Below are 25,992 nucleotides of genomic sequence, written 5' to 3'. Positions count from 1 at the left end.
AAGAAATAAGGGCGTTACATTGGATTACTTAAGAAGGGTCACTTTAGTGATGACGATTGGGTCGACTGGGATGTCTGACATGCGTCCCATTCGCTTAGTCGGAATTGTTGCCATCTTTTGAACAACGTCAAAGCCTTCGGTTACTTTACCAAAGACAGCGTAACCTGGGTTGCCACCTTTAGCGTTTAAGAAATCGTTGTTAGCGAAGTTAATGAAGAACTGGCGAGTTGCAGAATCTGGCGCATTAGTACGAGCCATCGCGATTGATGCTGTATCGTTCTTCAAGCCATTGCTACCTTCATTCTTGATAGGAGCGTAAGTCGCTTGTTGATTCATCTCTTGATCGAAACCGCCACCTTGCGCCATAAAACCAGGAATAACACGATGGAAGATGGTGCCTTCATAGCTGCCGTCAGCAACGTATTTCAGAAAGTTCTCAGCACTAACTGGTGCTTGCTCTTGGTTAAGCTCGATAGTGAAGTCGCCTAATGTTGTCTCTACGTTCACTTTAGGACCAGCCCAAACGCTCACGCTCACCAGCATTAATGCGATAGAAGATAGAATACGACCCATTAGAAACGTTCCTTCATGTAAGTTTGCAGTTCTTGGTCATTGGCAATTTCTTTCAATACCAAGTTGATTACATCGTTAAGCACCATCGCGATATCATCGTTTGAAGCGCTCAATGCACCGGTACGCGTTGCAGTACCGTTGAATGTCTTAACTAGTTTGCCTTCAGGCGTTTCAGCCGTAACTTCAAGCGTTACTTTACCGTCCATTTTGTTTTCCATAATGGTGTGTTCTACGGTAACGAGTGCTTCTTGAATCTCTAAAACAATCGAGTTCTCACTGTTTACGCTTGCACGAAAACCTTGAGACTCTAACTGTTGAGCCACAGCGTTTTCTAGAGAAATACGCATGTTTTGCTTAGCGTGAATTGGTTGAATGTTTGAACGGCCACTATCAACCAATGCAACATATTGAGCAGCACGAACATCTTTACTGGTTAGTGTGTATGTTTTGCCTTGTACAAGGTTGCTTGAGCTTAGTGAAGCTTCTGGCATTACATTGATCTGTTCTTGCTGAGGGGCTGAACATGCTGTCAAAGCCATAATAGAAGCAGCCAAAATCAGTTTTTTCATTCCTTTATCCTTTCTAAATTCACACCAGAAGCTCGGTATCTTAAATTCTTGTGAAGTCGTTTCTGCTTATTTATTAAAATTTGCAGGTTCTCTTGTTGCTTGTAATATCTCAAATTTTTGGTTTAGTTCAAGCGTTTCAACGTTAGCTTCACCAAATAGTCTTGCTAGTTTGACATCGTATCCGAGGTGTCGGTTGCCAATAACAATTAATTTGCCTCCATTGCTAAGAACATGCTTTGCATCACAGAACATTTGCCATGCAATGTGATCAGTAATCGCTTGTTGCTGATGGAATGGAGGGTTACACATTACTAAGTAGGTGCTGTTCTTCTTAAAGCCATCTAAACAGTTATTGGCGATGAACTGGAAGTTGCCTTCTTCACCAAGGTTATCCTTGATATTTTGGCGCGCCGATTCCACCGCCATAAAGCTCTCATCAACACAAGTGATACGAGCCTGAGGGTTTAATTGCCCTGCTTTTACACTCAATACACCGTTGCCACAGCCTAGGTCTATGATATGACGTAACTCAGGATCTTGAGGGATGTGCTCTAGCATATAGCGAGCACCTTGATCGAGTGCTTCCCCTGAGTAAACATTTGGTAAATTTTTCAGACGGATATCTTCACCGTCTACATCCCATTCAACAAAAGGCTCTACCGTTTGAATTGGTTGGCAGTTAGGAGAAGAGAATACTAAGCGGTGTTTTTTCTTTGCTAGTGATGTTTTAGTTTCGCCTAGGTACTTTTCGAACAGGTTAAGCGTAGAGGTGTGAATCTCTTTGACTTTGTTGACACCAATCACTTGGCAGCCTTCAGGCAGTGCTTGGCGTAGCTGGCTCAGTTGCCAGATTAGGTGGCGATTTGTTTTTGGCAGCTGCATGATCACAAGGTCGATACCATGTGGGATATCATCCATTGTGTTCAAGAAGTTTACTCGGTTACTTTGATTGCGCTGCAAGTTTTTCAGAGCACCACGGTGAGAGATAAAGGAATCGCTCATCATAGTGACATCATGATCTTTCGAGAACCAAGTTGATAGAGCACCGAAGCTGTCGTTCATGATAAGGATGTGTTTGCCAGGTTCAAGGTCCATCTCTTCTACATGGCTAATAATGTATTCGTCGCCCGCATCCCAAGCTTGAAGGGTTTCATTTGAACGTTTCGGGAAACGATGTAAGGTCAAAGTTCTGTCGTGAAGGGTAAGTTCGGTTTTCATTGCTTGAGATACTTATGTAAGAAATAACAAAGATATTGTCTCAAATGCAGGCTGAACAAGATAGAAAAAACTCAACCAAACCTATGCCATTCACTATGAAATACTCAGACACTCGACCAGTTAGGGTTTATACTCACCCCACGGATAATGCCAATACGTTATTAAGGAATCACAATGATCCAAGAAGTTATCGAAACAAAATTGCACAATGAGTTTTCACCAAGTCATTTAAACGTGGTCAATGAGAGCTATATGCACAATGTTCCGGCTGGTTCTGAGAGTCATTTCAAAGTGATTGTTGTCAGCGATGTGTTTGAAGGATTGCGTCTTATTGCTCGTCATCGAGCGGTAAATAAAACCCTTTCAGAAGAGCTAGCGAACAATATTCATGCATTGTCCATTCACACTTATACAAAAGATGAATGGATGAAGCAGCTAGATAACGTGCCAGATAGCCCGATGTGCATGGGCGGTGGTAAGTAAGAAAGCTTATCAATATAGAAGAGGTGGCGATGCCGCCTTTTTTGTCGTCAAATCCATCTGTTTTTCGTTGTTATATCATTCAAACTGATGGTAAATCGAACGTCTAAAAATACCTACAATGAGTAATGTTTTTATTAACAGTGTTTCAACATAACTCGTAAAATATTAGTTTGTGACAGAGTATTAATCTCTTGTTTAAAACACGATTCAAAAGCCAATTTATCTGTGCGGCTCGTCAAATTTATACATATTTGAGAGTCCATATGCTTCAAATCTCACCAAATAAAGGCGGTATTCAAGTTATTGGTCATGGCATCAAGTTGTCAAAAAATGCTAGAATACGGCACCTGATAAATCTCACATAATATTTGTGATGAGTTTATTAATGTAATGTTGCGATTTTGGTATCTCAAATTTACCAAAACCGGACACTGTAATGTCGTGTCTAAGGGCGATTTTAAAACGTCCCGAATTTACGCAATTAAAAGAATCTTTTTCCCGATAAAGTAGTGCAAGTGCGTATGATTACAATAAAGAAGGGTTTGGATCTTCCTATCGCAGGAACTCCATCCCAGGTGATTAATGATGGTAAGTCCATCACTAAAGTCGCCTTGCTTGGCGAAGAGTACGTTGGTATGCGTCCTACGATGCATGCTCGCGTTGGTGATGAAGTGAAGAAAGGCCAAGTTCTTTTTGCAGATAAAAAGAACCCAGGTGTTGTATTTACTTCTCCAGCAAGCGGTAAAGTTATTGAAGTGAACCGTGGTGCTAAGCGTGTTCTTCAATCAGTAGTGATTGAAGTAGCAGGCAATGAGCAAATCACGTTCAATAGCTATGAAGCTAACCAACTAGCAAGTCTTGACCGTGAAACGGTTAAAACTCAGTTAGTTGAGTCTGGCGCATGGACCGCTTTGCGAACTCGTCCGTTCAGCAAGGTTCCAGCAGTTGATTCTGAAACTCAGGCTATTTTCGTTACTGCTATGGATACTAATCCGCTAGCAGCTGAGCCAGAATTAATCATTAACGAGCAGTCTGATGCTTTCGTTGCTGGTTTAGATCTTCTTTCAACTCTGACTAACGGTAAAGTGTACGTTTGTAAAAAAGGTACTAGCTTACCTCGTTCAGCTCAGTCTAACGTTGAAGAACATGTTTTTGATGGCCCACACCCTGCAGGTCTTGCAGGCACGCATATGCATTACCTATACCCGGTAAATGCACAAAATGTAGCGTGGAGCATTAACTACCAAGACGTTATCGCATTCGGTAAGCTTTTCCTTACTGGTGAGATTTACGCTGAGCGTGTTGTTTCTCTGGCTGGTCCAGTAGTGAACAACCCACGTCTAGTTCGTACTCAAATTGGTGCTAGCCTTGAAGAGTTGACGGACAGCGAGTTGATGCCAGGTGAAGTTCGCCTGATCTCAGGTTCAGTGTTATCTGGTGTTCACGCTTCAGGTCCACATGCTTACCTTGGCCGTTACCATCAACAGGTTTCGGTTCTTCGTGAAGGTCGTGATAAAGAGCTATTCGGCTGGGCTATGCCTGGTAAGAACAAGTTCTCTGTTACTCGTTCATTCCTTGGTCACGTGTTTAAAGGTCAGTTGTTCAACATGACAACGACAACAAACGGTAGTGATCGCTCTATGGTTCCAATTGGTAACTACGAGAAAGTAATGCCATTAGATATGGAGCCTACTTTGCTGCTTCGCGATCTATGTGCTGGCGACGTTGATAGTGCACAAGCACTTGGTGCGCTAGAGCTAGATGAAGAAGATTTAGCACTGTGTACCTTTGTATGTCCAGGTAAGTACGAGTACGGTCAGCTACTTCGTGAATGCCTAGATACAATTGTGAAGGAAGGGTAATTTTCATGGGCCTTAAAAAGTTTATTGAAGACATCGAGCATCATTTTGAACCAGGTGGTAAACACGAAACGTGGTTTGCGCTTTACGAAGCTGCAGCAACACTTTTCTACACACCAGGTACAGTTACAAAGAAAAGCTCGCATGTCCGTGATAGCGTTGACTTAAAACGTATCATGATCATGGTTTGGCTTGCGGTATTCCCAGCAATGTTCTGGGGTATGTACAACGCAGGTGGTCAAGCTATCGCAGCACTAAACCACATGTATTCAGGTGCAGAACTGGTTTCTATCATTGATGGTAACTGGCACTACTGGCTAACCGAAATGCTGGGCGCTTCTCTTGGAGCCGATGCAGGTTGGGGCAGTAAGATGCTCTTGGGTGCGACTTACTTCTTACCAATCTACGCGACGGTCTTTATCGTCGGTGGTTTCTGGGAAGTACTGTTCTGTATGGTGCGTAAGCACGAAGTTAACGAAGGTTTCTTTGTTACTTCTATCTTATTCGCGCTTATCGTTCCGCCAACACTTCCTCTATGGCAAGCAGCACTAGGTATTACCTTTGGTGTTGTGGTAGCTAAAGAGATCTTCGGTGGTACGGGTCGTAACTTCCTGAACCCTGCTCTTGCTGGTCGTGCGTTCCTATTCTTTGCATACCCTGCACAGATTTCAGGTGACGTAGTTTGGACTGCTGCAGACGGTTTCTCTGGTGCAACTGCTCTTAGCCAATGGGCTCAAGGTGGCGGTAGCGCACTAATGAACGTAACATCTGGTGAAGCAATCACTTGGATGGACGCATTCATTGGTAATATTCCAGGTTCTATCGGTGAAGTATCAACGCTTGCACTTATGATCGGTGCTGCAATGATTGTATACATGGGCATTGCTTCATGGCGCATCATTGCTGGTGTTATGATCGGTATGATTGCTGTATCAACATTGTTTAACGTGATCGGTTCTGACACGAATGCAATGTTCAGCATGCCTTGGCACTGGCACCTAGTTCTAGGTGGCTTCGCATTTGGTATGTTCTTCATGGCAACAGACCCTGTATCAGCGTCATTTACCAACGGTGGTAAATGGTGGTACGGCATCCTAATCGGCGCAATGTGTGTAATGATTCGTGTAGTTAACCCTGCATACCCAGAAGGCATGATGCTTGCGATTCTATTCGCAAACCTATTTGCTCCTCTGTTTGACCACGTTGTAATCGAGAAGAACATTAAGCGGAGACTAGCGCGCTATGGCAAGTAATAACGATAGCATTAAAAAGACGCTGTTTGTTGTTATCGCATTGAGCTTAGTGTGCTCAATCATCGTTTCAACAGCTGCAGTTGTTCTTAAACCTAAGCAACAAGCTAACGCGGTTCTGGATCAGCAAACTAAGATCCTTGAAGTTGCAGGCATTGAACTTGCGGGTAATATTCCAGCACTGTACGCAGAGAACATTGAACCTCGTCTAGTTGATTTCGCTACTGGCGATTTCGTTGACGGCGATGCTGCTGCATACGACCAACGTAAAGCGGCAAAAGATCCAGCTCAGTCAATAAAGCTTTCAGCTGAAGATGACATTGCTAAGATCCTTCGTCGTGCTAACACGGGTACTGTATACCTAGTGAAAGATGGCGCTGAAACTTCTAAAGTTATCATCCCTGTTCACGGTAACGGTCTATGGTCAATGATGTACGCATTCGTTGCGGTAGAAACTGATGGCAACACAGTTTCTGGTATCACTTACTACGAGCAAGGTGAAACTCCTGGACTTGGTGGTGAAGTTGAGAACCCAACTTGGCGTGCTCAATTCGTTGGTAAGAAATTATTCGACGAAAACCACAAACCTGCTATTCAGGTTGTTAAAGGTGGCGCTCCTCAAGGTTCTGAGCACGGTGTAGATGGCCTTTCTGGTGCGACACTGACTAGCGTTGGTGTTCAACATACATTTGACTTCTGGTTAGGTGATATGGGCTTTGGTCCGTTCCTAGCAAAAGTTCGTGACGGAGGTCTGAACTAATGTCTAGTGCAAAAGAAATTAAAAAGAGCATCTTAGCGCCGGTGTTGGACAACAACCCAATCGCGCTACAGGTTCTTGGTGTGTGTTCTGCTCTTGCGGTAACCACTAAGCTAGAAACAGCATTTGTTATGACTATCGCGGTAATGTTCGTTACTGCTCTGTCTAACTTCTTCGTTTCTTTGATCCGTAACCACATTCCTAACAGTGTGCGTATCATCGTTCAGATGGCAATTATCGCATCGTTAGTAATCGTGGTAGACCAAGTGCTTAAAGCATACCTATACGATATCTCTAAGCAGCTATCTGTATTCGTAGGCCTAATCATTACTAACTGTATTGTAATGGGTCGTGCTGAAGCATTCGCAATGAAGTCTGCACCAATCCCATCTCTAATCGATGGTCTTGGTAACGGTCTTGGTTACGGTTTCGTTCTTATCACTGTTGGTTTCTTCCGTGAGCTTCTAGGCTCTGGCAAACTATTTGGTATGGAAGTACTACCTCTAGTGAGCAACGGTGGTTGGTATCAGCCAAACGGCTTGATGCTTCTAGCACCTTCTGCATTCTTCCTAATTGGTTTCTTGATTTGGGCAATTCGTGTGTTCAAACCAGAACAAGTAGAAGCGAAGGGGTAAGGTAGTCATGGAACATTATATTAGTCTGCTAGTTAAATCGATTTTCATCGAAAACATGGCGCTTTCTTTCTTCCTAGGTATGTGTACATTCCTAGCGGTATCTAAGAAAGTTAAAACTTCTTTTGGTCTTGGTGTTGCGGTAGTTGTAGTACTTACAATCGCTGTTCCTGTAAACAACCTTGTTTACACACACATCCTAAAAGAAAACGCGCTTGTTGAAGGTGTCGATTTAAGTTTCCTTAACTTCATCGCATTCATCGGTGTTATCGCTGCACTTGTACAAATCCTAGAGATGGTTCTAGACCGTTTCTTCCCACCTTTGTACAACGCACTAGGTATCTTCCTTCCACTGATCACAGTTAACTGTGCAATCTTTGGTGGTGTATCTTTCATGGTAACTCGTGACTACAACTTTGCTGAATCTGTTGTTTACGGCTTCGGTTCTGGTGTGGGTTGGATGTTAGCTATCGTTGCTCTTGCGGGTATCCGTGAGAAGATGAAGTACTCTGACGTACCTCCAGGTCTACGTGGCCTTGGTATCACGTTCATTACTGTTGGTCTGATGGCGTTAGGCTTTATGTCTTTCTCTGGTGTTCAACTGTAGGGTAAGCACCCAGTAATAAGGAATAACAAATGCAAAGCATTATTCTTGGCGTAGCGATGTTTACCATTATTGTATTGGCTCTAGTACTAGTGATTCTTTTCGCTAAGTCTAAGCTGGTACCATCAGGTGACATCACTATTTCAGTAAACGGCGACCCTGAAAAGGCGATCGTTACTCAACCTGGTAGCAAGCTACTTGGTGCCCTAGCTGGCGCTGGTATCTTCGTATCTTCTGCTTGTGGTGGCGGTGGCTCTTGTGGTCAGTGTCGTGTAAAAGTTAAGTCTGGTGGTGGCGACATCCTACCAACTGAACTTGATCACATCACAAAAGGTGAAGCTCGCGAAGGCGAACGTCTTGCATGTCAAGTTGCTATGAAAACTGACATGGAGATTGAACTAGACGAAGATATCTTTGGTGTTAAAAAGTGGGAATGTACTGTTATCTCGAATAACAACGAAGCTACTTTCATCAAAGAACTTGCTCTAGCAATCCCTGAAGGTGAAGAAGTTCCGTTCCGCGCGGGTGGTTACATTCAGATTGAAGCTGAACCACATCACGTGAAATACGCAGATTACGATATTCCTGAGGAATACCGTGGTGACTGGGATAAGTTCAACTTGTTCCGTTACGAGTCTATCGTTAAAGAGCATTCGATCCGTGCTTACTCTATGGCTTCATACCCAGAAGAGAAAGGCATCATCAAGCTTAACGTGCGTATCGCAACTCCGCCGCCAAACAACCCTGACGTAGCTCCTGGTGTGATGTCTTCATACATCTGGTCTCTTAAAGAAGGCGACAAATGTACTATTTCTGGTCCATTTGGTGAGTTCTTTGCTAAAGACACAGACAATGAAATGGTATTCATCGGTGGTGGTGCAGGTATGGCGCCAATGCGTTCACATATCTTCGACCAACTTAAGCGTCTTAAGTCTACTCGTAAGATGTCTTACTGGTACGGTGCACGTTCTAAGCGTGAGATGTTCTACATTGAAGATTTCGATGGTCTAGCGGCTGCAAACGAGAACTTTGTGTGGCACTGTGCACTGTCTGATCCTCAACCTGAGGACAACTGGGATGGTTACACAGGTTTCATCCACAACGTATTGTACGAAAACTACCTGAAGGATCACGAAGCTCCTGAAGACTGTGAGTACTACATGTGTGGTCCACCAATGATGAACGCGGCTGTTATCGGCATGCTGAAAGACCTTGGTGTAGAAGATGAAAACATCCTACTAGATGACTTCGGTGGTTAATCCACTTAAGTGATTGATATTATGGCTGACTCTCACGAGTCAGCCATTTGTTTTTCTAAGACTATTTTTGACAACATACTGGCTTATATAAGAAAGAGTAAGGCATTCAAAATACCTATTTTTTACTCTTATTTTTCCTTATATAAATCCTTAACATTAGACAGGAGTAAGCAAGTGAGAATTTGGCTTGTTGCATTAACTTCTTTGATTTTTCTTGCGGGCTGTGAGCAGGCAAGAGAGCAAGTGCATTTAAGTGGCCCAACAATGGGCACTAGTTACAATATTAAATACATCAATGGTGATGAATTTCCTGAGTCTAATGAAGTTCATACGGAGATCGATCGTCTACTTGAAGAAGTGAATGATCAAATGTCGACTTACCGTGAAGACTCAGAGCTGAGCCGTTTTAACCAACACAAAGGTGCAGACGCATTCGAAGTCTCTGAACAAACGGCAATCGTTGTGAAAGAAGCGATTCGTTTGAACGGTCTTACTGAAGGTGCGTTAGATGTTACGGTTGGTCCATTAGTTAATCTGTGGGGGTTTGGTCCTGAAGCTCGTCCGGAAGTGGTTCCATCAGATGAAGAGCTTGCTGCTCGTAAAGCTAAGGTTGGTATTCACCACTTGAGCGTTGAAGGTAACAAGCTAACTAAAGACTTGCCTAATTTGTATGTCGACCTGTCAACCATTGCAAAAGGTTGGGGCGTTGATGTTGTTGCTGATTACCTTGATTCAATTGGCATTCATAACTACATGGTAGAGGTAGGCGGTGAGATCCGCTTGAAGGGCCTTAACCGTGAAAGTGTAGGCTGGCGTATTGCAATTGAGAAGCCAAGTGTTGACGAGCGCAACATTCAAGAGATCATCGAACCTGGTGATATGGCGATCGCGACGTCTGGTGACTACCGCAACTATTTTGAGCGTGATGGTGTTCGTTACTCACACATCATCAACCCAGAAACAGGAAAGCCTCTTCATCATAAAGTGGTTTCTGTGACTGTTTTAAACCCGTCTTCAATGACTGCAGACGGCTTATCTACGGGCCTTATGGTCTTAGGTGAGGAAAAAGGAATGGAAGTCGCAAACCAACATAACATCCCAGTGTTCATGGTGGTAAAAACAGCAGATGGCTTTAAAGAAATTGCTTCTGAAGCATTTAAGCCATACTTAGGTAAATAAGGTAAGCGAGATAATTATGAATACATTTCTGATTACATTTGGTGTTTTTCTTGCAGTAATCGCAGCGATGTCAATTGGCTACATTATCCAAAAGAAAGTTGTGAAAGGTAGCTGTGGTGGCTTAGGGGCTGTTGGTATTGATAAAGTATGTAACTGTCCTGAACCTTGTGACGCGCGTAAGAAGCGTGAAGCACGTGAAGCTTACCGTGAAGAGAAGCTGGCTGAGCGTCAACAAAAAGAAGCGGCTTGGAGTAAAGACCGTATCGCTTAATTGGTGACAGTCGTCGGGGTAGAGTTCTCTTTGCCTATAAAATCAAAAGCTCAAGATTATCGTCTTGAGCTTTTTGGGTTCTGAGGCTTAGTCATTTATCTTGGCAGATTAACGATGAAACAAAAATGAATGGCTATTGTTCTATTTGCATGCTATTACGCGCAAACACTAGCTGGTTTCTACCTTGCTCTTTTGCTGTATAAAGAAGCTCATCAGCGGCTTTGATCTGTTCATCTAGCTTAGCGTCTAAATCGGTTACGCCGATACTGATACTGACCTTGATTCTTTGGGAGTCATGCTCAACAACGTGGCTTTCAATGGCTTCTCTCATGGACTCCAAGTTGTCAACGAAGCTCTCAAACGCACCGCATGACTGAATACAAAACTCTTCGCCGCCGAAGCGCACAGCGACATCGTCTTTGAAATGATCTTTGATGATTTTCCCCACATCGATCAGCACTGCATCACCACCATCGTGGCCAAAGGTATCATTCACTTTCTTAAAGAAGTCGATATCCATCATAGCAATGTTTCGTTGATCGCAGCCCTTACAAGGATGATTGAACAGATAGCGACGATTCCATAAGCCAGTAAGAGCATCCTCGTTGGCATGTCGAAACAGCTCATTGGCCGCTTCTTTCATATCAAGCAGTTGATGGATTCGGCAGAAAAATTCTTCTTGGTTAAAAGGCTTGTAAAGGAAGTCGTTAGCTCCCGCTTTAAGAAATCGCGCTGTCATGGTGCGGTCATCGCTGCCCGATAGCCCTAAAATAGCCAACTGGTTTCTATCGTGATCGCGTCGAATTTCACGGATCATAGTTATACCGTCTTTGTTCGGCATATCATGGTCTGTAACAACGAATGTAATATCGGGATCGTTATGCAGAAGCTTTAATGCTTGTTCGCCGTCTTCGGCTTGGATAGTTTGAATATATTGGTGTTCGAGAAGTTGAGCTATGTAACGGCGAACAACCGCAGAATCATCGACAACTAGTGCTTTGTGGTGGCGATTATTCGAAATTCTTTGAACTAGAGGGAGTAGGTAGCTTACTGATGACATGCTGTCTTTAAGTATGTAGTCAATAACGCCTTTTGCTAGGACTTGCTCTCGCAGTTGATTGTCGAACATCCCGGTAAGAACGATTATTTTCTGTTGATAGCCTAAGACGAGATCAATGATCTCACCGTCTTGCCCATCAGGTAGGCAGTAATCCAATACGGCACACAAGAAATCAGTCTCTTGTTCCAAGATGTTTTTTGCTTCTGCAATCGATTCAGCAACTGCAACCTCATAACCGCTATTTTTCAGCTGTTGGTACAGGTAGTTGCGGAATGCTCGGCTATCTTCCACCACTAGTACTTTTTCACTCACAAGCGATCCCTACTTATAGACTAAATACTCGTTAACAATAGTATCAGAAGAGCTCATGGCTATTGAAGCGAAACCTTTTTAGCTGGACTCGAGATCGTTTTAAATCTGATAATAATTGGATTATACTGTTTATAGATACAGTTGTAAGGTCGAGTTATTCCTAGATGTGTAGCATGGGTGAAGAGAAAGTAAGAAAAATAATCCATGTCGATATGGATTGTTTTTACGCGGCCGTAGAGATGCGTGACAACCTATCCTACCGAAACCGACCGCTTGCAGTGGGTGGGCATGAAAAGCAACGCGGTGTTTTGAGTACATGTAACTACGAAGCGCGTAAGTTTGGTGTTCGTTCTGCAATGCCAACCGGAAAAGCGCTACAGCTTTGCCCTAATCTATTAGTTGTACCGGGAAGAATGTCTGTCTATGTCGAGATATCTAAAAAAATCCGTGAAATATTCGCTCGATACACATCTATCATTGAACCTCTTTCTTTAGATGAAGCTTTTCTTGATGTCACCGATTCTAAACAATGTCACGGTTCGGCCACTCTGATTGCCGAGTCGATTCGTCGGGATATATGGAACGAACTGAACCTGACAGCTTCTGCTGGTATTGCGCCGATTAAATTCTTAGCGAAAGTGGCCTCGGATCTGAATAAGCCCAATGGTCAGTTTGTTATCCCTCCACAAGACGTACAATCAGTGATAGATGAATTGCCACTCGAAAAGATTCCCGGCGTTGGCAAGGTGAGCATTGAAAAGCTCCATCAAGCAGGTTTCTTTACTTGTAAGGATATTAAAGAGTCTGACTATCGCGACCTACTGCTTAAGTTTGGCCGTCAAGGTGCATCACTCTGGAAGCGCAGTCATGGTGTTGATGATCGAGAAGTTATTATCGAGCGCGAGCGAAAATCAGTCGGCGTAGAGCGCACCTTCACCCAAAACATTTCAACCTACGCCGAATGTTGGCAGGTAATCGAAGACAAGCTGTTTCCTGAGCTTGAAACTCGCCTAGAAAAGGCTAGTCCAAGCAAAGCGATCATCAAACAAGGAATTAAGCTCAAGTTCGCCGATTTTCAGCAAACCACTATTGAGCACATACACGCCTCTCTGGATCGCGAACATTTCAAAGAATTGTTGAGTGAAATACTGAAAAGACAACAAGGACGAGAAATACGCTTGCTTGGTTTAAGTGTGATGCTACAACCCAAAGACCAAATGCGTCAGTTGAGTTTCTTCTAAATAAACTGATTGTGAATGAGTTTGATGAACACCGACTAAGCTTGGTAGCTTAGTCGATGATTTATATGTAGAGCTGAGGTTACCTAGGAAGCTGTTTAACTCGCGCTAAGGTATCACTGAATGGTTGCTGCTCTAGCTTACCGTAACCGACCATTTTACTGGCTTTCAGTTTGGTTGAAAGCGGTGTAGCGATTCCACACAAGAAGCGAGTAATTGCCTCGTCGGTAATCAGTTGTTGGCTAGCGGAAATGAACTCATGTATCCATGTTATCACCGTCTCATCATCGACAGGTTCAACATCAACGGTTGGTAAGATTGCCACTTCTCCTCGACATACAGAGCAATGACCACAGTTGGTTGGTACTTTATCATCGGCAAAGTAACTCGCAAGGCGTGAGCTTAGGCAAGTATCCGCCTCAAAGAAATTCAGCATTTGGTTAAGACGGTTTATCTCGCTGTTTTCTTTTGCTTTAAACAACTCAGTTAGGCGTTCGGACAGTTGCATTACATCTTCAGAAGTATTGTGGATCGCGTAGACATCCGTGATTTGTTTGCTTTCTAGCTCAATCCAGCCCTGTTCATTGAAGTAGTCGATAGCCGCAATCACGCGCTGACGATCAGCTTGGAAATGAGTCCAAAGCGCATCGAAGTCGACTTGGCACCACACTCTTGCCTGAGGAGAGCATTGGAAAATCGCTTCTACAAATTGACGACGTTCACCTTGAAATTGCTCTGTGATCTGTTGCTTTGGGCGAATGAACTTAAATTTGTAATCAGCAAAGTAGCTGTACTTCGGCTCAATCACGCCTTCAATTTCGAGATACACCAGCAGCGTCTTTAGTGGCAACTGACGAATGTTGGATTCACGCGATAGTTGGTTGAGCATGATTTCCCATTGGTTTGAGCCAGAAGCACCAATGTTTTGATTTTCGTAGATCTCTTTCAATACTGCTTGGATCGATATGTTGTCAGGTGTATCACCAAAAACGAAGTTCTCGAGAGTGCTTAAACCATGTTTGTTAGCGAGTAGAATACATTCAGACGCTTGACCATCTCGTCCCGCTCTGCCGATCTCTTGTGAGTAGTTCTCGATCGATTTTGGTAAATCAAAGTGAATCACTCGGCGAATGTTGGACTTATCTACGCCCATACCAAACGCAATCGTTGCCACGATACAGTTGACGTCATCATTCATGAATTGATGTTGTATGGCATCTCTGTTTTCAGGCTTAAGGCCCGCATGGTAAGCCACGGCATTAACGCCAGCATTACGAAGTTGCTGAGCAACCATCTCAGCTGTTTGTTGAAGGGTGACATAAACAATAGTCGGAGCGAGAGAAGCTTGGTTAACGACATTACACAAGGTTTCTAGCTTGTTGGTTTGTTCGCAAGGTTGAATCGACAGATCGAGATTTTGACGATAGAAACCCGTAACCACAACGCGCTCTTCATCAATTTCAAACTTTGACTTCATATCTTGGATAACCGAGGTGGTTGCGGTGGCTGTCAGTAGCAGTACTTGAGGAATATTGAGCTGTTTTTGGTATTGAGGAAGCTTCAGATAATCTGGTCTGAAGTTGTGTCCCCATTCTGAAATACAGTGCGCTTCATCGACTACAAGCAGTGAGATTGGTACTTGGGAGATAAACTGACGAAAGCGTTCGTTCTTCAAGCGCTCAACGGAGATCATGAGGATCTTTGTGTCCCCATTACGTACCGACTGCATGACCTGTTGTGTGGTTTGTCTGTCTTGGCTTGACTCGATTGCAGCTGCGCTAATGCCTTTACTGTGCAGGAAAGCGAGTTGGTCTTTCATCAAGGCTAACAGTGGCGATATCACCAAGGTTAAGTGCGGCAACTCTAATGCTGGTAATTGATAGCACAGTGATTTACCTGAGCCTGTCGGGAATATGGCCGCAGTCGAGTGACCAGATAGAACGTTATCAATGACTTGCTTTTGCCCATTACGCAGTGAGTCGAATCCGAATACTTGTTTTAGCTTCTGCTCAATCATTTATGTTCTACCTGAGTTATTAAGTGTCGTATTGATGCTAAAGCGGGCGCCTATTCATGATAGCGTCGCTTGATGAATCAAATGTCTTGCACCTGATTGTACCTAATTCTATTCTGTAGCTCCTATAGAAAAGCACCCCAATAGTATGAATAAGTCTGAGCTTCGCCAAATAATCATAGAGCAACTCGAATCCCGATTACGTATCGCACAATCTGCTACTCAACGCGCGATTGATGCTGCGACAGATGAAGAGACAGTGCCAGAGCATAAGTACGATACATTGGCGCTAGAAGCTTCGTATCTCGCCCATGGTCAAGCGGTGAGGGTGCAAGAGTGTGAGGATGACATTCAGTGTTATCGCAACTTAGTACTGCGTGATAGCGAGAAGATTACGGTGAGCAGCTATGTTGTGGTCATAGACGAGCATGAGCAATATAAACATTTCTTTATGGGGCCGAGAGTAGGGGGGCTTTCTGTCTCGTGGAATGACAATGAAGTTGCTATTGTGACGGCAAATGCACCTTTTGGTCAGGCTCTAATGGGTAAAGAAGTTGGCGATGAGATTGAATTTAAAGTCGCTGATAAACAGTTTTGCTACGAAGTTATCTCTATCGACTAACTAACTGACTAATATATAAAACGTTTCTCTGACATAGAAGCATAATCCAAGGGTATAGTAATCTGTCAGATTGATGAGAGGATGTTATGAAAAGCAATGTATTTATGAAAAATAAAATATTTATTAAAAACAATGTATTAATCGCATCGTTAACAGCGGTAATCTCTGTTGTGAGTCTGCCAACGTTTGCTGCTCAGTGCCGAGTTGATTTGAAGAATGAATTACGAATCGATGACCAAAAAGTCGAAATCCATCAAGTGAATGGTGATACTGCTGTTTTTGATGGCAACAACGATCTCTATATTCATGGTGAGAAGGTTGAGCTTGATGCCGACCAACAAGCGGCAATTGAGAAATACCGTGAAAGCATGAGCGAGTACTTACCACGAGCAAAACAAATGGCTAGCGATAGCTTAGCGTTAGCTAATGACGTTATTGATGATATCGCGGCTAGCCTAGATTCTCCTGAGTCATTTGATAATGTAAAAGAATCAATGAAAACCTACTTTGCGGAACTGGAAGCTCGTTACTACAAAGATGGCGAGTTAGTGTTACCAGCAGAAAGCTTTGATTCGATGGCCAATGGCTGGTCTGAAGATTTCGAGAAGGCAAAAGAGATCTTTAACCAAGAATTCATCTCTAGTGCGTTCAATGCGATGTCAGAAAAAATGAAACAAGAGGGTGGGTTAAACCTGACTGAATTGGCTGATAGCATGGCTGAGTTAAAGCTTAAAGTTGAAGAGCGAATGAAAGAGCATGCCCAGCAAATGGAAGAGGAAGGCACTGAGTTCTGTGATTCACTTGATGAGATGGCAGAGCAAGAACAAGAGCTGCATGAAATCATTCCGAACCTAAAAGATTACCAAGTATTCACGATCTAATTTGAATCTAGTGATGAATAGCAAGAGCACCGGTTGGTGCTCTTTTTGTTTGTATCATTTGCTCAACGTTCAGTATCCGGTTTGGTGACTGAGATGTGCTGATAATCCTTTTCTATCTAGTAATAAAAAAACTATCGAACTGGATTTTTGTTAATTTTGTGGTTCTAAATAGCGCATTGATTGTAAAAATTAGAGAATTGTTCATTTATTGGTTGTGCCTATCATTGCTTTTTATTACTGTACTCCTCAACTAGTTCACTGATTTTTAATGCGGGCGATATGGACCAACAATCTTCCTCTTCAAGAGAGCACTTTAGCTCTCGTTTGGGTTTTATTTTAGCAGCGGCCGGTGCAGCCGTTGGCTTGGGTAATATTTGGGGTTTCCCAACTCAAGTTGCCAGCAACGGTGGTGGTGCTTTTCTGCTTGTTTACCTAATCATGATCTTCGTGGTTGCTTTCCCGATGCTGGTGGTTGAGATGGCGATTGGTCGCCACGGCCAAGCGAACCCAGTCGATAGTATGCGTTCACTAACTACTAACCCGCTAGGCAAGAAAGTCGGTGAGTTTGTTGGTTGGATTGGTCTCAGTGTTCCAAGCGCAGTATTAGCGTTCTATAGCATTGTCGGCGGTTGGTTGATCTGCTTCCTAATCGGCGCTGTTGCAGATCTTATTGGCCTAGAGGCGATTGCGGATTGGTTTAAAGGTTTCAGCGTTGAGCGTAATGTCTTTGGAACCGTTGCGTTCTACGTACTGACGATTTTGATTGTACAGGGTGGTGTTAAACAAGGTATCGAGAAGTGGTCGACGCGCTTAATGCCTGCACTGTTTGTATTGTTCGGCCTACTGTTTGTTTACATCATGACGCAATCAGGCGCGATGGAAGGCCTAAAGCATTACCTAGTGCCAGACTTCGAGAAAGTGTGGGATAGAAAACTGATCCTAGCGGCAATGGGGCAGGGTTTCTTTTCGCTCACCATTGGTGGCTGCTCAATGTTGGTTTACGGTTCTTACTTAAGCAAGAAAGAAAACCTGCCAAAAATGGCCATGAACGTTACTTTGGTTGATACCGCAGTTGCTTTTATTGCTGGCTTAGTGGTAATGCCAGCGATGTTTGTTGCGATGCAAAAAGGCGTTCAAATCTACGCTGAAGACGGCTCACTATTAAGCTCTGACACGCTAGTATTCACGGTTCTGCCGTTGATGTTTGATAGTTTAGGTGTGCTTGGCCAGATCTTCGCAATTGTGTTCTTCTTACTGCTAACGATTGCTGCACTGACTTCTTCTATCTCAATGCTAGAAGGTCCAGTTGCATTAGTGAGTGAGCGATTCAATACCAGAAGAACCCCAACAAGTTGGGTGATTGGTGGTGCTATTGCGCTGTTTAGTGTGGTGATTGTTTACAACTTTGCAGCGATGTTTGGCATGGTGGCGATGATAGCCACTCAATACCTTCAACCGGTCGCAGCACTGATGTTCTGCCTATTTGGTGGTTGGGTATGGAGCCGTGTTTCAAAAGTGAAAGAGCTTGAGCAAGGTTGTCCTGATTTTCAATTGGGTTGGTTTGGTAAGGTTTGGCCGGTGTATGTGAAGTTCGTGTGCCCAATCTTAGTGGCAACGGTAATCTGGGCATCGTTTGGGTAAAGATTATTAGTCTGATAGTTAATTTAGTTAAATAGCTGATAAGAAAAAGGCGCTCTACCAATAGGAAGAGCGCCTTTCTTATATCTGTTTAGAAATCAGATTACTTAATTTCCATACCTTGAGCTTGTAGGTCTGCATGGTAAGAAGAACGTACAAACGGGCCACACGCTGCGTGAGTGAAGCCAAGCTCTAGAGCAATCTCTTTTAGCTCATCGAACTCAGAAGGCGGCACGTAGCGTTCTACTGGTAAGTGGTGACGGCTTGGTGCTAGGTATTGGCCTAGTGTCAGCATAGTCACACCATGTTCGCGAAGGTCTTTCAGAACTTGAACGATCTCTTCTTTCGTCTCACCAAGACCCATCATCACACCTGATTTTGTTGGGATATCAGGGTGCTGCTCTTTGAATTTCTTAAGTAGGTTAAGAGACCACTTGTAGTTCGCACCTGGACGAGCTTTACGGTATAGACGTGGCGCTGTCTCTAGGTTGTGGTTGAAAACATCTGGCGGGTTGTCTTTCATTAGATCAAGTGCAACGTCCATACGACCGCGGAAGTCTGGAACCAGTGTTTCGATACGAATATTTGGGTTTAATTCGCGAATCTCACGGTTACAGTCAGCAAAGTGCTGAGCACCGCCGTCACGCAAGTCATCACGGTCAACAGAAGTGATTACAACGTACTTCAGTTTCATGTCTTTAATCGTCTTAGCTAGTTTCTTCGGCTCTTCAGCTTCAGGAGCAACAGGACGACCATGAGCAACATCACAGAACGGGCAGCGACGAGTACAGATAGCGCCAAGAATCATAAACGTTGCCGTACCGTGGTTGAAACACTCGGCTAGGTTAGGGCAAGACGCTTCTTCACAAACTGAGTGCAGGTTGTTTTTACGCATTGCTGATTTGATTTCTTGAATACGATGGCTGTCTGAAGGAAGTTTAATCTTCATCCATTCAGGCTTACGTAGAACTTCTTTCTGTTCAGCAGGCATATTCTTTACGGGAATTAATGCCATTTTGTCAGCGTCACGATATTTAACGCCTTTTTCCATTTGGATTGGTTTGCTCATGATTTTATGCTTCTGCTGTAATGTTACTGGTGGCTTGAATGTCTACCTGGTCATAGCCGAGTAGCTCTACGAGCTCTTGTATTAACTGTTGCTCAACGTTTTCTAGTTCACTTGGTCCGCCTAACTGGCTTACTTGTGCCATTTCCATACCTTGATAACCACATGGGTTAATACGTTGGAATGGAGACAGATCCATATTGACGTTGAGTGCTAGCCCGTGGAACGAGCAACCACGTCGAATGCGTAATCCGAGTGAACAGATCTTCTTGCCATCGACATAAACACCAGGAGCGTCAGGTCGGGCAGCTGAATCTATATTGTAAGCTTTCAGAGTATTGATTACGAGGTTCTCGATATGAGTCACCAAATCGCGTACTCCGAATTTCTTGCGGCGGATGTTAATCAGAAAGTAAGCCACTAACTGGCCTGGGCCGTGGTAAGTCACCTGGCCACCGCGATCGCTTTGTATTACAGGGATATCACCGGCATTTAATACATGCTCAGCTTTTCCTGCTTGTCCTTGAGTGAAGACAGGGTTGTGTTCAACCAACCAAACTTGGTCTGCGTCTTCTTCCGTGCGTTCGTCTGTGAACTTATGCATGGCTTTCCATACAGGTTCGTAATCCTGACGGCCTAATTTTTTTACGATTAGCTTATTTTGCAAAGCTGCACTCCCTCAAGGATTAATAAAGTGAACGCATTATAAACGTGAAACAGGATTCTAACTACAGACGGACTGCAAGGTTTTTCAACTTTCTTTGTATTTATTGAAAATTAAGTTGAATGAATTTGATGGCAAACGAGGGCTTTAAACAAAAACAGCGGCAATAAGCCGCTGTTTTTCATGTGTAATCGGTGATTACAGAACCATACGAACGATTTCGATCTCGCCAAGTTCTTTGTAAAGCGTTTCTACTTGTTCAATTGAAGTCGCAGTAATATTGATAGAAACAGAGTGGTAGTTACCCTTTGCACTCGGTTTTAGTGTTGGGCTGTAGTCACCAGGAGCATGACGCTGGATCACTTCTAGTACTAGCTCAGTCAGTTCTGGCTTAGCGTGGCCCATTACTTTGTAAGTGAATGAACAAGGGAACTCTAAGAGGTCTTTTAGTTTTGCATCAGAATTGATGTTCATGATTAGCTCCAAAAGGCTAGACTCTCGCAAATTGGCGAAATGTCGATAAAAAGCGTGTTCGGTCTACAGACACGAGTAATAAGGCGGAATATTACGTGTAAATATCATCGAACTCAAGATCAACAAAAGCCGCACGTGGCGGCTTTTGTTTCGTTAATGAGTAAATAATGAACTTACTCATTAAGTTAGCTTTATAAGAAGTTTAGGTTTTGTTTAGAACAAACCATTTACTTACTTAGAATAAGCCTTTGAACAGCAGTACTAGGTAGTCCCACAGGCGACTGAATAGGCTACCTTGGTCTACATCTTCAAGTGCTAGTAGCGGGTATTCAGCAACGTCTTCACCATCTACTTGGTAGAATAGTTTACCAACCACATCGCCTTTGCTGATTGGTGCTTCTAGCTCTTTCTCAAGAACGAAGCTTGCCTTCAGGTTCTTAGCTTGACCACGTGGTAGCGTAACAAACGTATCTTCGTCGACACCGAGCGCAACTGTGTCTTTGCTGCCCATCCAGATCTTCTCTTCTACGAAGGTTTCACCTGCTGTGTGTGGTGCTACTGTTTCAAAGAAGCGGAAGCCGTAGCTAAGCAGCTTTTTGCTTTCTGTCTTACGAGCATTAGCATTTTTGGTACCCATAACTACAGCAACTAGGCGCATTTTGCCTTCTGTCGCTGAGCTTACTAGGCTGTAACCCGCATTGCTTGTGTGGCCCGTTTTGATGCCGTCAACGTTCATGCTCTTATCCCATAACAGACCGTTACGGTTGTATTGGGTGATGCCGTTGTAAGTGAATTTTTTCTGTGAGTAGATACGGTACTCGTCAGGCACGTCACGAATCAGCGCTTGACCAAGTAACGCCATATCGTAAGGCGTAGAGTATAGGTTCGGGTTGTCTAGACCGTGCACGTTAGCAAAGTGCGTGTCTTTCATGCCGATAGAGCTTGCCCAAGCGTTCATTAGGTCAACGAATGCATCTTCAGAGCCAGCGATGTGTTCAGCCATCGCAACACATGCGTCGTTACCTGATTGAATGATGATGCCGCGGTTCAGCTCTTCAACTTTAACCGTAGTACCAACTTCAACGAACATCTTAGATGAGTCTGGGAAGTTTTTAGCCCAAGCATTTTCACTGATAACTACATCGTCGTTTAGGTTGATGTTGCCACGCTCAAGCTCTTGGCCAATAACGTAGCTCGTCATCATCTTGGTTAAACTTGCTGGAGAAAGTTGAGTATTCATCTCTTTCTCTGCTAGTACTTTGCCTGAATGGTAATCCATCAGAACAAAACCTTTAGCGGCGATTTGAGGTGCATCAGGAACAACAATAGGAGCGGCGAATGACGATGTAGCTATTGTTGCAGAAAGAGCAACAGAAGTAGCAAAAATCGATTTAACAAGTTTATTAGATTTAATCATTTTGAATGCAATTATTTGGTGAACTATTCATATATTAACAGAATCACTCTGTCACACCAGAGCGCTGATTACCAGAAGTAACTGTTAGATTAATTAGCGAGTTAGGGTGTGTTTCTTTATATAAGCTGACGGGTAACCCATTAGCTTAACTTGTTCTAATTTCTCTTGAGTCAGAGCATAGTCATGAAATGGCCCAATCATCAGACGATAGTTGCCATCATTTGGCTGCAAGAACGTTGCTACTTCTAGCTTTTCGCTAAGATCTTTGGCTAACTTCTCGGTTCTATCTTCATGCGGAGATGTCGCGACTTGAATGATAAATTGCGGTAAAGCGGCCTTTTTATTTGCGTCTGTTGGCATAGCTACTGTAATAACTTCAATCTCAACATTTGCTGTGCCGGTTCTCAACACATCGAGCTTGTAAGCTGCCGCATAACTAAGGTCAATGATTCGGCCTTCATGGAATGGGCCGCGGTCATTGATACGAACAATCGTCGTTTTGTTATTGTCGGTATTCGTTACCTTTACGTAGCTTGGAATCGGCAATGTTTTGTGCGCTGCCGACATTGAATACATGTCGTAGATCTCGCCATTTGATGTCAAGTGACCATGAAATTTCTTACCGTACCAAGAGGCTTTGCCTTTCTCAGTAAACCCTTCGGTCTTTCTTATGATCTTGTAGTCTTCACCACGCAGGGTGTAATCAGTGTTACCACCTAAACTGTAAGGTTCATATTGAGGGTGAGCATCCTCGAGATGCTCTACTGAGATCGGTGCGTCTGGTGCAATATCTGAATCAATATCGTAGCGGCCTGCTGGCTGTTTTGAAGAACAACCATTGATTAAAATCGCTAGCCCCAAGATAGAAACTATTTTTTTGATTGGCAGCTCGTCAACCAAGGATGCTTTTTTTTGAAACGTTGTAATAGACATCGATTAGGTCGCCTTTGAGAATGCTTTTCTGTGTGTATGGATCGACATTAAAATACCAAAACCAGCCATAAGGGTAACCATTGAAGTACCGCCATAACTGACTAGAGGAAGAGGAACTCCAACCACAGGCAGAATGCCACTTACCATGCCAATGTTTACAAAAATATAAACGAAGAAGCTCAGTACAATACTGCCGCCCATCATTCGACCGAATGCCGTTTGAGCTTGGCTCGCAAGTACTAAGCCACGGCCAATAATGAATAGGTAGATAGCAAGTAAGAACAATATACCTATCATGCCCCATTCTTCGGCAATAACCGCAAAAATGAAGTCGGTGTGTCTTTCTGGAATGAACTCGAGTTGGGACTGAGTACCTTGCAACCAGCCTTTTCCGGATATACCACCAGAACCTATCGCAATCTTACTTTGAATGATGTGGTAACCCGCACCTAATGGATCTGATTCAGGATCAAAAAGGGTTCTTACACGTACTTTTTGATATTCGCGCATCAAGAAGAACCATAAGATTGGGATAAATGCCCCTAACGCGATTGCAGCACTAGCAATGATTTTCCAACTGATACCTGCCAGGAATATCACGAAGATCCCGGATGCGGCGATAAGGATAGATGTGCCTAGGTCGGGTTGCTTCGCAATTAGAATTGTCGGTACAAACACCATCACTAGCGAGATTGCTAATGTTTGAAAGGTTGGTGGAAGTGAGCGTTTACCGATAAATCGTGCTAGCATCAAAGGCACTGCAAGTTTCAATAGCTCTGAGGGTTGGAATCGAACAAAGCCGAAATTCAGCCAACGCTGTGCACCTTTAGAGGCTTCACCAAAGAACAACACGCCCAATAGTAAGATAACACCACCTGCAAAAAGCAGTGGTGCTAGGGTCTCATAAGTGCGAGGTGAGATTTGTGCTAAGAAAATCATCACACCTAAAGACAGAGCCATACGCATCGCCTGGCGATCCATCATCGCAAGGCTTTGTCCGCTCGCGCTGTACATGATCAGTAGGGCAAAGCCCATTAAAACCAGAATGCCAAGCAATAGCGGCAGGTCGATATGCAGCCTTTCGAATAGGGCTCTATTTCGTCCAGTTGAAGGATCAAGTTTCATTATTTAATTGGCTCACTTTGATAATCTTCTGCAAGGATAATGTGGTCTAAAATCCTTCTTACTACTGGTCCGCCGTTAGAAGAACCGCCACCTGCGTTCTCTAGAACGATAGTCACGACAGCTTCTGGATCTTCAAAAGGCGCGTAGCCAGTAAAGAGGGCGTGGTCGCGTAAGTGCTCAGCGATTTCGTCCGCGTTGTACTCTTCATCTTCTTTTAAGCCGAATACCTGCGCTGTCCCCGATTTACCAGCGGTTTGGTAAGACATCTTTTGGAATGAACGTCTTGCAGTGCCTTTCTTACCGTGGTTTACCAATCTCATACCTTCTTGCGCGATGTCCCAGTATTTCTGCTTAACTCCAGTCACTGGCGGATACGTCTCGATTTCTGAGATTGTTTGCTCATCAAATGGCTGACCATTATCAATCGTCGCACGTAGCAGATGAGGGGCTGTTACTTCGCCTTCATTAACCAAAACAGAGGTCGCTTTCGCAATCTGCATTGGTGTTGCAGTCCAGTAGCCTTGGCCAATACCAACAGGGATGGTGTCACCTTGATACCAAGGCACACGGTGTCTTGCCATCTTCCATTCACGGGTTGGCATGTTCGCTTTACTTTCTTCGTAGATATCGATGCCGGTGTAATCACCGAAGCCAAACAACATCATCCACTTAGATAGGCGATCGATGCCTAGATCAAAGGCTATCTGGTAGAAGAAGGTATCCACTGACTCTTCGATGGCTTTTTCTATATCAACGACACCGTGCCCCCAACGTAACCAGTCGCGGAACGGCTTCGTTTTCGAATTTGGTATTTTCCAGTAGCCTGGGTCATTACGTGTTGTGTTTGGTGTAATCACACCTTCTTGCAGAGCTGCGACGGCTATGAATGGTTTGATCGTGGATGCTGGTGGATAAATACCTAGCGTTGCACGGTTAACCAAAGGTCGGTCTTTATCTTGAAGTAGTGCGTTGTAACCTTTAGACGAAATGCCGTGTACGAATGCATTTGGATCGTAGCTTGGGCTAGATACCATAGCTAAAACACCGTTGTCTTTCGGATCGAGAACGATAGCTGAGCCACGGCGGTCATCAAGTAGCTTATGGACATAAAGCTGTAGATTGATATCCAAATTGAGCACGATATCTTTACCTGGAATCGAAGGCACAAACTTGAGGGTACGGATCACTCGTCCACGGCTGTTCACTTCGACTTCTTGATAGCCAGCAGTACCGTGCAACATGTCTTCGTAGTAGCGCTCAATGCCAAGTTTACCGATGTCACGAGTCGCTTGGTAATTGGCGTCTTTTTCTTCTCTTGCTAGGCGCTGCATATCACGGTCATTGATGCGCGATACATAACCAATAACGTGAGTGAGCACATCACCATAAGGGTAGAAACGTTTTAACGTACCTGTGACTTCAACGCCTGGGAATTTATGTTGGTTTACAGAGAAGATTGCAACCTGTTCTTCGGTAAGTTGATTCAGAATCGGCACTGACTTGAAGCGTCTTGAATTACGGCGATCACGATTAAAACGCTCGATGCGTTCTGGTGGAATCTCGATTAATTCTTGTAGACGGACAAGCGTGTCATCCATATCTTTTATTTTTTCTGGTGTAATTTCTAGATTGAAAACAGGGCGGTTTTCGGCAAGAAGCACACCGTTGCGATCGTAAATCAAACCACGGTTGGGTGCGATTGGAACGACCTTGATACGGTTGTCGTTAGAGCGGGTTTTATAGTCCTGATATTGGTTGATTTGAATGTTGTAAAGATTCATAACCAACATCGACATCATCACTATGATCCCTGCAAACGCAACAAAAGCACGACTATTAAATAGTCGTGCTTCTGCTTTGTAGTCACGGATTTGGCTACGTTTACGTAACATTA

General features: G+C 43.8%; 25 protein-coding genes. 13 read left to right on the top strand and 12 right to left on the bottom strand.

What is annotated here, in order from left to right:
* Positions 1–24 precede the first annotated feature (24 nt).
* From BCT34_RS11050 to BCT34_RS11040, 3 genes are all read right to left on the bottom strand, one after another.
* Positions 25–573 carry a peptidylprolyl isomerase gene (locus BCT34_RS11050; RefSeq protein ID WP_076654634.1) on the bottom strand — a complete coding sequence of 183 codons (549 nt, stop codon included), beginning with the start codon at positions 571–573 and terminating at the stop codon, positions 25–27.
* Entirely contained in the window at positions 573–1,142 is a 570-nt protein-coding gene (locus BCT34_RS11045; protein ID WP_048663688.1) for a YajG family lipoprotein, read from the bottom strand. The genes BCT34_RS11050 and BCT34_RS11045 overlap by 1 nt, the downstream gene beginning before the upstream one ends.
* A gap of 66 nt (positions 1,143–1,208) precedes the next feature.
* On the bottom strand, positions 1,209–2,360 hold the full coding sequence (locus BCT34_RS11040) for a methyltransferase (protein ID WP_076654633.1): 1,152 nt from the start codon (positions 2,358–2,360) through the stop codon (positions 1,209–1,211).
* A gap of 174 nt (positions 2,361–2,534) precedes the next feature.
* Between BCT34_RS11040 and bolA the strand changes: the two genes are divergently transcribed.
* From bolA to nqrM, 9 genes are all read left to right on the top strand, one after another.
* Positions 2,535–2,843 carry a transcriptional regulator BolA gene (gene bolA, locus BCT34_RS11035; RefSeq protein WP_076654632.1) on the top strand — a complete coding sequence of 103 codons (309 nt, stop codon included), beginning with the start codon at positions 2,535–2,537 and terminating at the stop codon, positions 2,841–2,843.
* A gap of 521 nt (positions 2,844–3,364) precedes the next feature.
* A complete protein-coding gene (locus BCT34_RS11030) occupies positions 3,365–4,705 on the top strand; it encodes a Na(+)-translocating NADH-quinone reductase subunit A (RefSeq protein ID WP_076654631.1) in 1,341 nt (446 codons plus the stop codon).
* A gap of 5 nt (positions 4,706–4,710) precedes the next feature.
* Positions 4,711–5,955: an NADH:ubiquinone reductase (Na(+)-transporting) subunit B gene (locus BCT34_RS11025; protein WP_076654630.1), complete on the top strand. Its 1,245-nt coding sequence runs from the start codon at positions 4,711–4,713 to the stop codon at positions 5,953–5,955.
* Positions 5,945–6,712 carry a Na(+)-translocating NADH-quinone reductase subunit C gene (locus BCT34_RS11020; protein WP_076654629.1) on the top strand — a complete coding sequence of 256 codons (768 nt, stop codon included), beginning with the start codon at positions 5,945–5,947 and terminating at the stop codon, positions 6,710–6,712. Before BCT34_RS11025 ends, BCT34_RS11020 begins: the two co-directional genes overlap by 11 nt.
* A complete protein-coding gene (locus tag BCT34_RS11015) occupies positions 6,712–7,344 on the top strand; it encodes an NADH:ubiquinone reductase (Na(+)-transporting) subunit D (protein ID WP_008223083.1) in 633 nt (210 codons plus the stop codon). Before BCT34_RS11020 ends, BCT34_RS11015 begins: the two co-directional genes overlap by 1 nt.
* 7 nt (positions 7,345–7,351) lie before the next feature.
* Complete coding sequence (nqrE, locus tag BCT34_RS11010) at positions 7,352–7,948, top strand: NADH:ubiquinone reductase (Na(+)-transporting) subunit E (protein WP_009848375.1); 597 nt, start codon at positions 7,352–7,354, stop codon at positions 7,946–7,948.
* 29 nt (positions 7,949–7,977) lie between these two features.
* Positions 7,978–9,204, top strand: coding sequence for an NADH:ubiquinone reductase (Na(+)-transporting) subunit F (nqrF, locus tag BCT34_RS11005; RefSeq protein ID WP_008223085.1), 1,227 nt, complete (start codon positions 7,978–7,980; stop codon positions 9,202–9,204).
* Positions 9,205–9,378: 174 nt separating this feature from the next.
* On the top strand, positions 9,379–10,383 hold the full coding sequence (locus tag BCT34_RS11000; protein WP_076654628.1) for an FAD:protein FMN transferase: 1,005 nt from the start codon (positions 9,379–9,381) through the stop codon (positions 10,381–10,383).
* 16 nt (positions 10,384–10,399) lie between these two features.
* A complete protein-coding gene (gene nqrM, locus BCT34_RS10995) occupies positions 10,400–10,654 on the top strand; it encodes a (Na+)-NQR maturation NqrM (protein WP_009848378.1) in 255 nt (84 codons plus the stop codon).
* Between the two features lie 133 nt (positions 10,655–10,787).
* Here nqrM and BCT34_RS10990 read toward each other — a convergent pair whose 3' ends face one another.
* Positions 10,788–12,026 (bottom strand): response regulator, encoded by a 1,239-nt coding sequence (locus tag BCT34_RS10990; protein ID WP_076654627.1) that lies wholly within the window; start codon positions 12,024–12,026, stop codon positions 10,788–10,790.
* 164 nt (positions 12,027–12,190) lie between these two features.
* Here BCT34_RS10990 and dinB point away from each other — a divergent pair, with 164 nt between their 5' ends.
* On the top strand, positions 12,191–13,267 hold the full coding sequence (gene dinB, locus BCT34_RS10985) for a DNA polymerase IV (protein WP_076654626.1): 1,077 nt from the start codon (positions 12,191–12,193) through the stop codon (positions 13,265–13,267).
* 79 nt (positions 13,268–13,346) lie between these two features.
* Here dinB and BCT34_RS10980 read toward each other — a convergent pair whose 3' ends face one another.
* Entirely contained in the window at positions 13,347–15,281 is a 1,935-nt protein-coding gene (locus tag BCT34_RS10980; RefSeq protein WP_076654625.1) for a RecQ family ATP-dependent DNA helicase, read from the bottom strand.
* 145 nt (positions 15,282–15,426) lie between these two features.
* Here BCT34_RS10980 and BCT34_RS10975 point away from each other — a divergent pair, with 145 nt between their 5' ends.
* From BCT34_RS10975 to BCT34_RS10965, 3 genes are all read left to right on the top strand, one after another.
* Positions 15,427–15,900, top strand: coding sequence for a GreA/GreB family elongation factor (locus BCT34_RS10975; RefSeq protein WP_076654624.1), 474 nt, complete (start codon positions 15,427–15,429; stop codon positions 15,898–15,900).
* Between the two features lie 86 nt (positions 15,901–15,986).
* Positions 15,987–16,781, top strand: a complete 795-nt coding sequence (locus tag BCT34_RS10970) for a YggN family protein (protein WP_083702835.1) — start codon at positions 15,987–15,989, stop codon at positions 16,779–16,781.
* Positions 16,782–17,060: 279 nt separating this feature from the next.
* Positions 17,061–18,422, top strand: coding sequence for a sodium-dependent transporter (locus tag BCT34_RS10965; protein ID WP_076654623.1), 1,362 nt, complete (start codon positions 17,061–17,063; stop codon positions 18,420–18,422).
* Positions 18,423–18,522: 100 nt separating this feature from the next.
* Here BCT34_RS10965 and lipA read toward each other — a convergent pair whose 3' ends face one another.
* The 7 genes from lipA to mrdA all read right to left on the bottom strand — a co-directional run bounded on the left by lipA (position 18,523) and on the right by mrdA (position 25,990).
* Positions 18,523–19,488, bottom strand: coding sequence for a lipoyl synthase (gene lipA, locus BCT34_RS10960; protein ID WP_076654622.1), 966 nt, complete (start codon positions 19,486–19,488; stop codon positions 18,523–18,525).
* Between the two features lie 4 nt (positions 19,489–19,492).
* Positions 19,493–20,152 (bottom strand): lipoyl(octanoyl) transferase LipB, encoded by a 660-nt coding sequence (gene lipB / locus BCT34_RS10955; protein WP_076654621.1) that lies wholly within the window; start codon positions 20,150–20,152, stop codon positions 19,493–19,495.
* 195 nt (positions 20,153–20,347) lie between these two features.
* Complete coding sequence (ybeD, locus tag BCT34_RS10950; protein WP_026084358.1) at positions 20,348–20,626, bottom strand: DUF493 family protein YbeD; 279 nt, start codon at positions 20,624–20,626, stop codon at positions 20,348–20,350.
* Positions 20,627–20,858: 232 nt separating this feature from the next.
* On the bottom strand, positions 20,859–22,040 hold the full coding sequence (locus tag BCT34_RS10945; protein ID WP_083702834.1) for a serine hydrolase: 1,182 nt from the start codon (positions 22,038–22,040) through the stop codon (positions 20,859–20,861).
* 93 nt (positions 22,041–22,133) lie between these two features.
* Positions 22,134–22,973, bottom strand: a complete 840-nt coding sequence (locus tag BCT34_RS10940; protein ID WP_076654620.1) for a septal ring lytic transglycosylase RlpA family protein — start codon at positions 22,971–22,973, stop codon at positions 22,134–22,136.
* A 3-nt stretch (positions 22,974–22,976) separates the two neighbouring features.
* A complete protein-coding gene (rodA, locus tag BCT34_RS10935) occupies positions 22,977–24,098 on the bottom strand; it encodes a rod shape-determining protein RodA (protein ID WP_048607962.1) in 1,122 nt (373 codons plus the stop codon).
* A complete protein-coding gene (mrdA, locus tag BCT34_RS10930; RefSeq protein ID WP_076654619.1) occupies positions 24,098–25,990 on the bottom strand; it encodes a penicillin-binding protein 2 in 1,893 nt (630 codons plus the stop codon). The genes rodA and mrdA overlap by 1 nt, the downstream gene beginning before the upstream one ends.
* Between the last annotated feature and the right edge of the window lie 2 nt (positions 25,991–25,992).

The sequence above is a fragment of the Vibrio sp. 10N.261.45.E2 genome, assembly GCF_002875705.1.
Classification (GTDB): domain Bacteria; phylum Pseudomonadota; class Gammaproteobacteria; order Enterobacterales; family Vibrionaceae; genus Vibrio.
Note: the sequence above shows the minus strand (reverse complement) of the source record. Positions and strands in the feature narration are given on the sequence as shown.

Excerpts from the sequence above, each read along its gene's own strand:
- BCT34_RS11050 (WP_076654634.1), bottom strand. The coding sequence starts at position 573 with ATGGGTCGTATTCTATCTTCTATCGCATTAATGCTGGTGAGCGTGAGC.
- BCT34_RS11045 (WP_048663688.1), bottom strand. The coding sequence starts at position 1,142 with ATGAAAAAACTGATTTTGGCTGCTTCTATTATGGCTTTGACAGCATGT.
- BCT34_RS11040 (WP_076654633.1), bottom strand. The coding sequence starts at position 2,360 with ATGAAAACCGAACTTACCCTTCACGACAGAACTTTGACCTTACATCGT.
- bolA (WP_076654632.1), top strand. The coding sequence starts at position 2,535 with ATGATCCAAGAAGTTATCGAAACAAAATTGCACAATGAGTTTTCACCA.
- BCT34_RS11030 (WP_076654631.1), top strand. The coding sequence starts at position 3,365 with ATGATTACAATAAAGAAGGGTTTGGATCTTCCTATCGCAGGAACTCCA.
- BCT34_RS11025 (WP_076654630.1), top strand. The coding sequence starts at position 4,711 with ATGGGCCTTAAAAAGTTTATTGAAGACATCGAGCATCATTTTGAACCA.
- BCT34_RS11020 (WP_076654629.1), top strand. The coding sequence starts at position 5,945 with ATGGCAAGTAATAACGATAGCATTAAAAAGACGCTGTTTGTTGTTATC.
- BCT34_RS11015 (WP_008223083.1), top strand. The coding sequence starts at position 6,712 with ATGTCTAGTGCAAAAGAAATTAAAAAGAGCATCTTAGCGCCGGTGTTG.
- nqrE (WP_009848375.1), top strand. The coding sequence starts at position 7,352 with ATGGAACATTATATTAGTCTGCTAGTTAAATCGATTTTCATCGAAAAC.
- nqrF (WP_008223085.1), top strand. The coding sequence starts at position 7,978 with ATGCAAAGCATTATTCTTGGCGTAGCGATGTTTACCATTATTGTATTG.
- nqrM (WP_009848378.1), top strand. The coding sequence starts at position 10,400 with ATGAATACATTTCTGATTACATTTGGTGTTTTTCTTGCAGTAATCGCA.
- dinB (WP_076654626.1), top strand. The coding sequence starts at position 12,191 with ATGTGTAGCATGGGTGAAGAGAAAGTAAGAAAAATAATCCATGTCGAT.
- BCT34_RS10980 (WP_076654625.1), bottom strand. The coding sequence starts at position 15,281 with ATGATTGAGCAGAAGCTAAAACAAGTATTCGGATTCGACTCACTGCGT.
- BCT34_RS10975 (WP_076654624.1), top strand. The coding sequence starts at position 15,427 with ATGAATAAGTCTGAGCTTCGCCAAATAATCATAGAGCAACTCGAATCC.
- BCT34_RS10970 (WP_083702835.1), top strand. The coding sequence starts at position 15,987 with ATGAAAAGCAATGTATTTATGAAAAATAAAATATTTATTAAAAACAAT.
- BCT34_RS10965 (WP_076654623.1), top strand. The coding sequence starts at position 17,061 with ATGGACCAACAATCTTCCTCTTCAAGAGAGCACTTTAGCTCTCGTTTG.
- lipA (WP_076654622.1), bottom strand. The coding sequence starts at position 19,488 with ATGAGCAAACCAATCCAAATGGAAAAAGGCGTTAAATATCGTGACGCT.
- BCT34_RS10945 (WP_083702834.1), bottom strand. The coding sequence starts at position 22,040 with ATGATTAAATCTAATAAACTTGTTAAATCGATTTTTGCTACTTCTGTT.
- BCT34_RS10940 (WP_076654620.1), bottom strand. The coding sequence starts at position 22,973 with ATGTCTATTACAACGTTTCAAAAAAAAGCATCCTTGGTTGACGAGCTG.
- rodA (WP_048607962.1), bottom strand. The coding sequence starts at position 24,098 with ATGAAACTTGATCCTTCAACTGGACGAAATAGAGCCCTATTCGAAAGG.
- mrdA (WP_076654619.1), bottom strand. The coding sequence starts at position 25,990 with ATGTTACGTAAACGTAGCCAAATCCGTGACTACAAAGCAGAAGCACGA.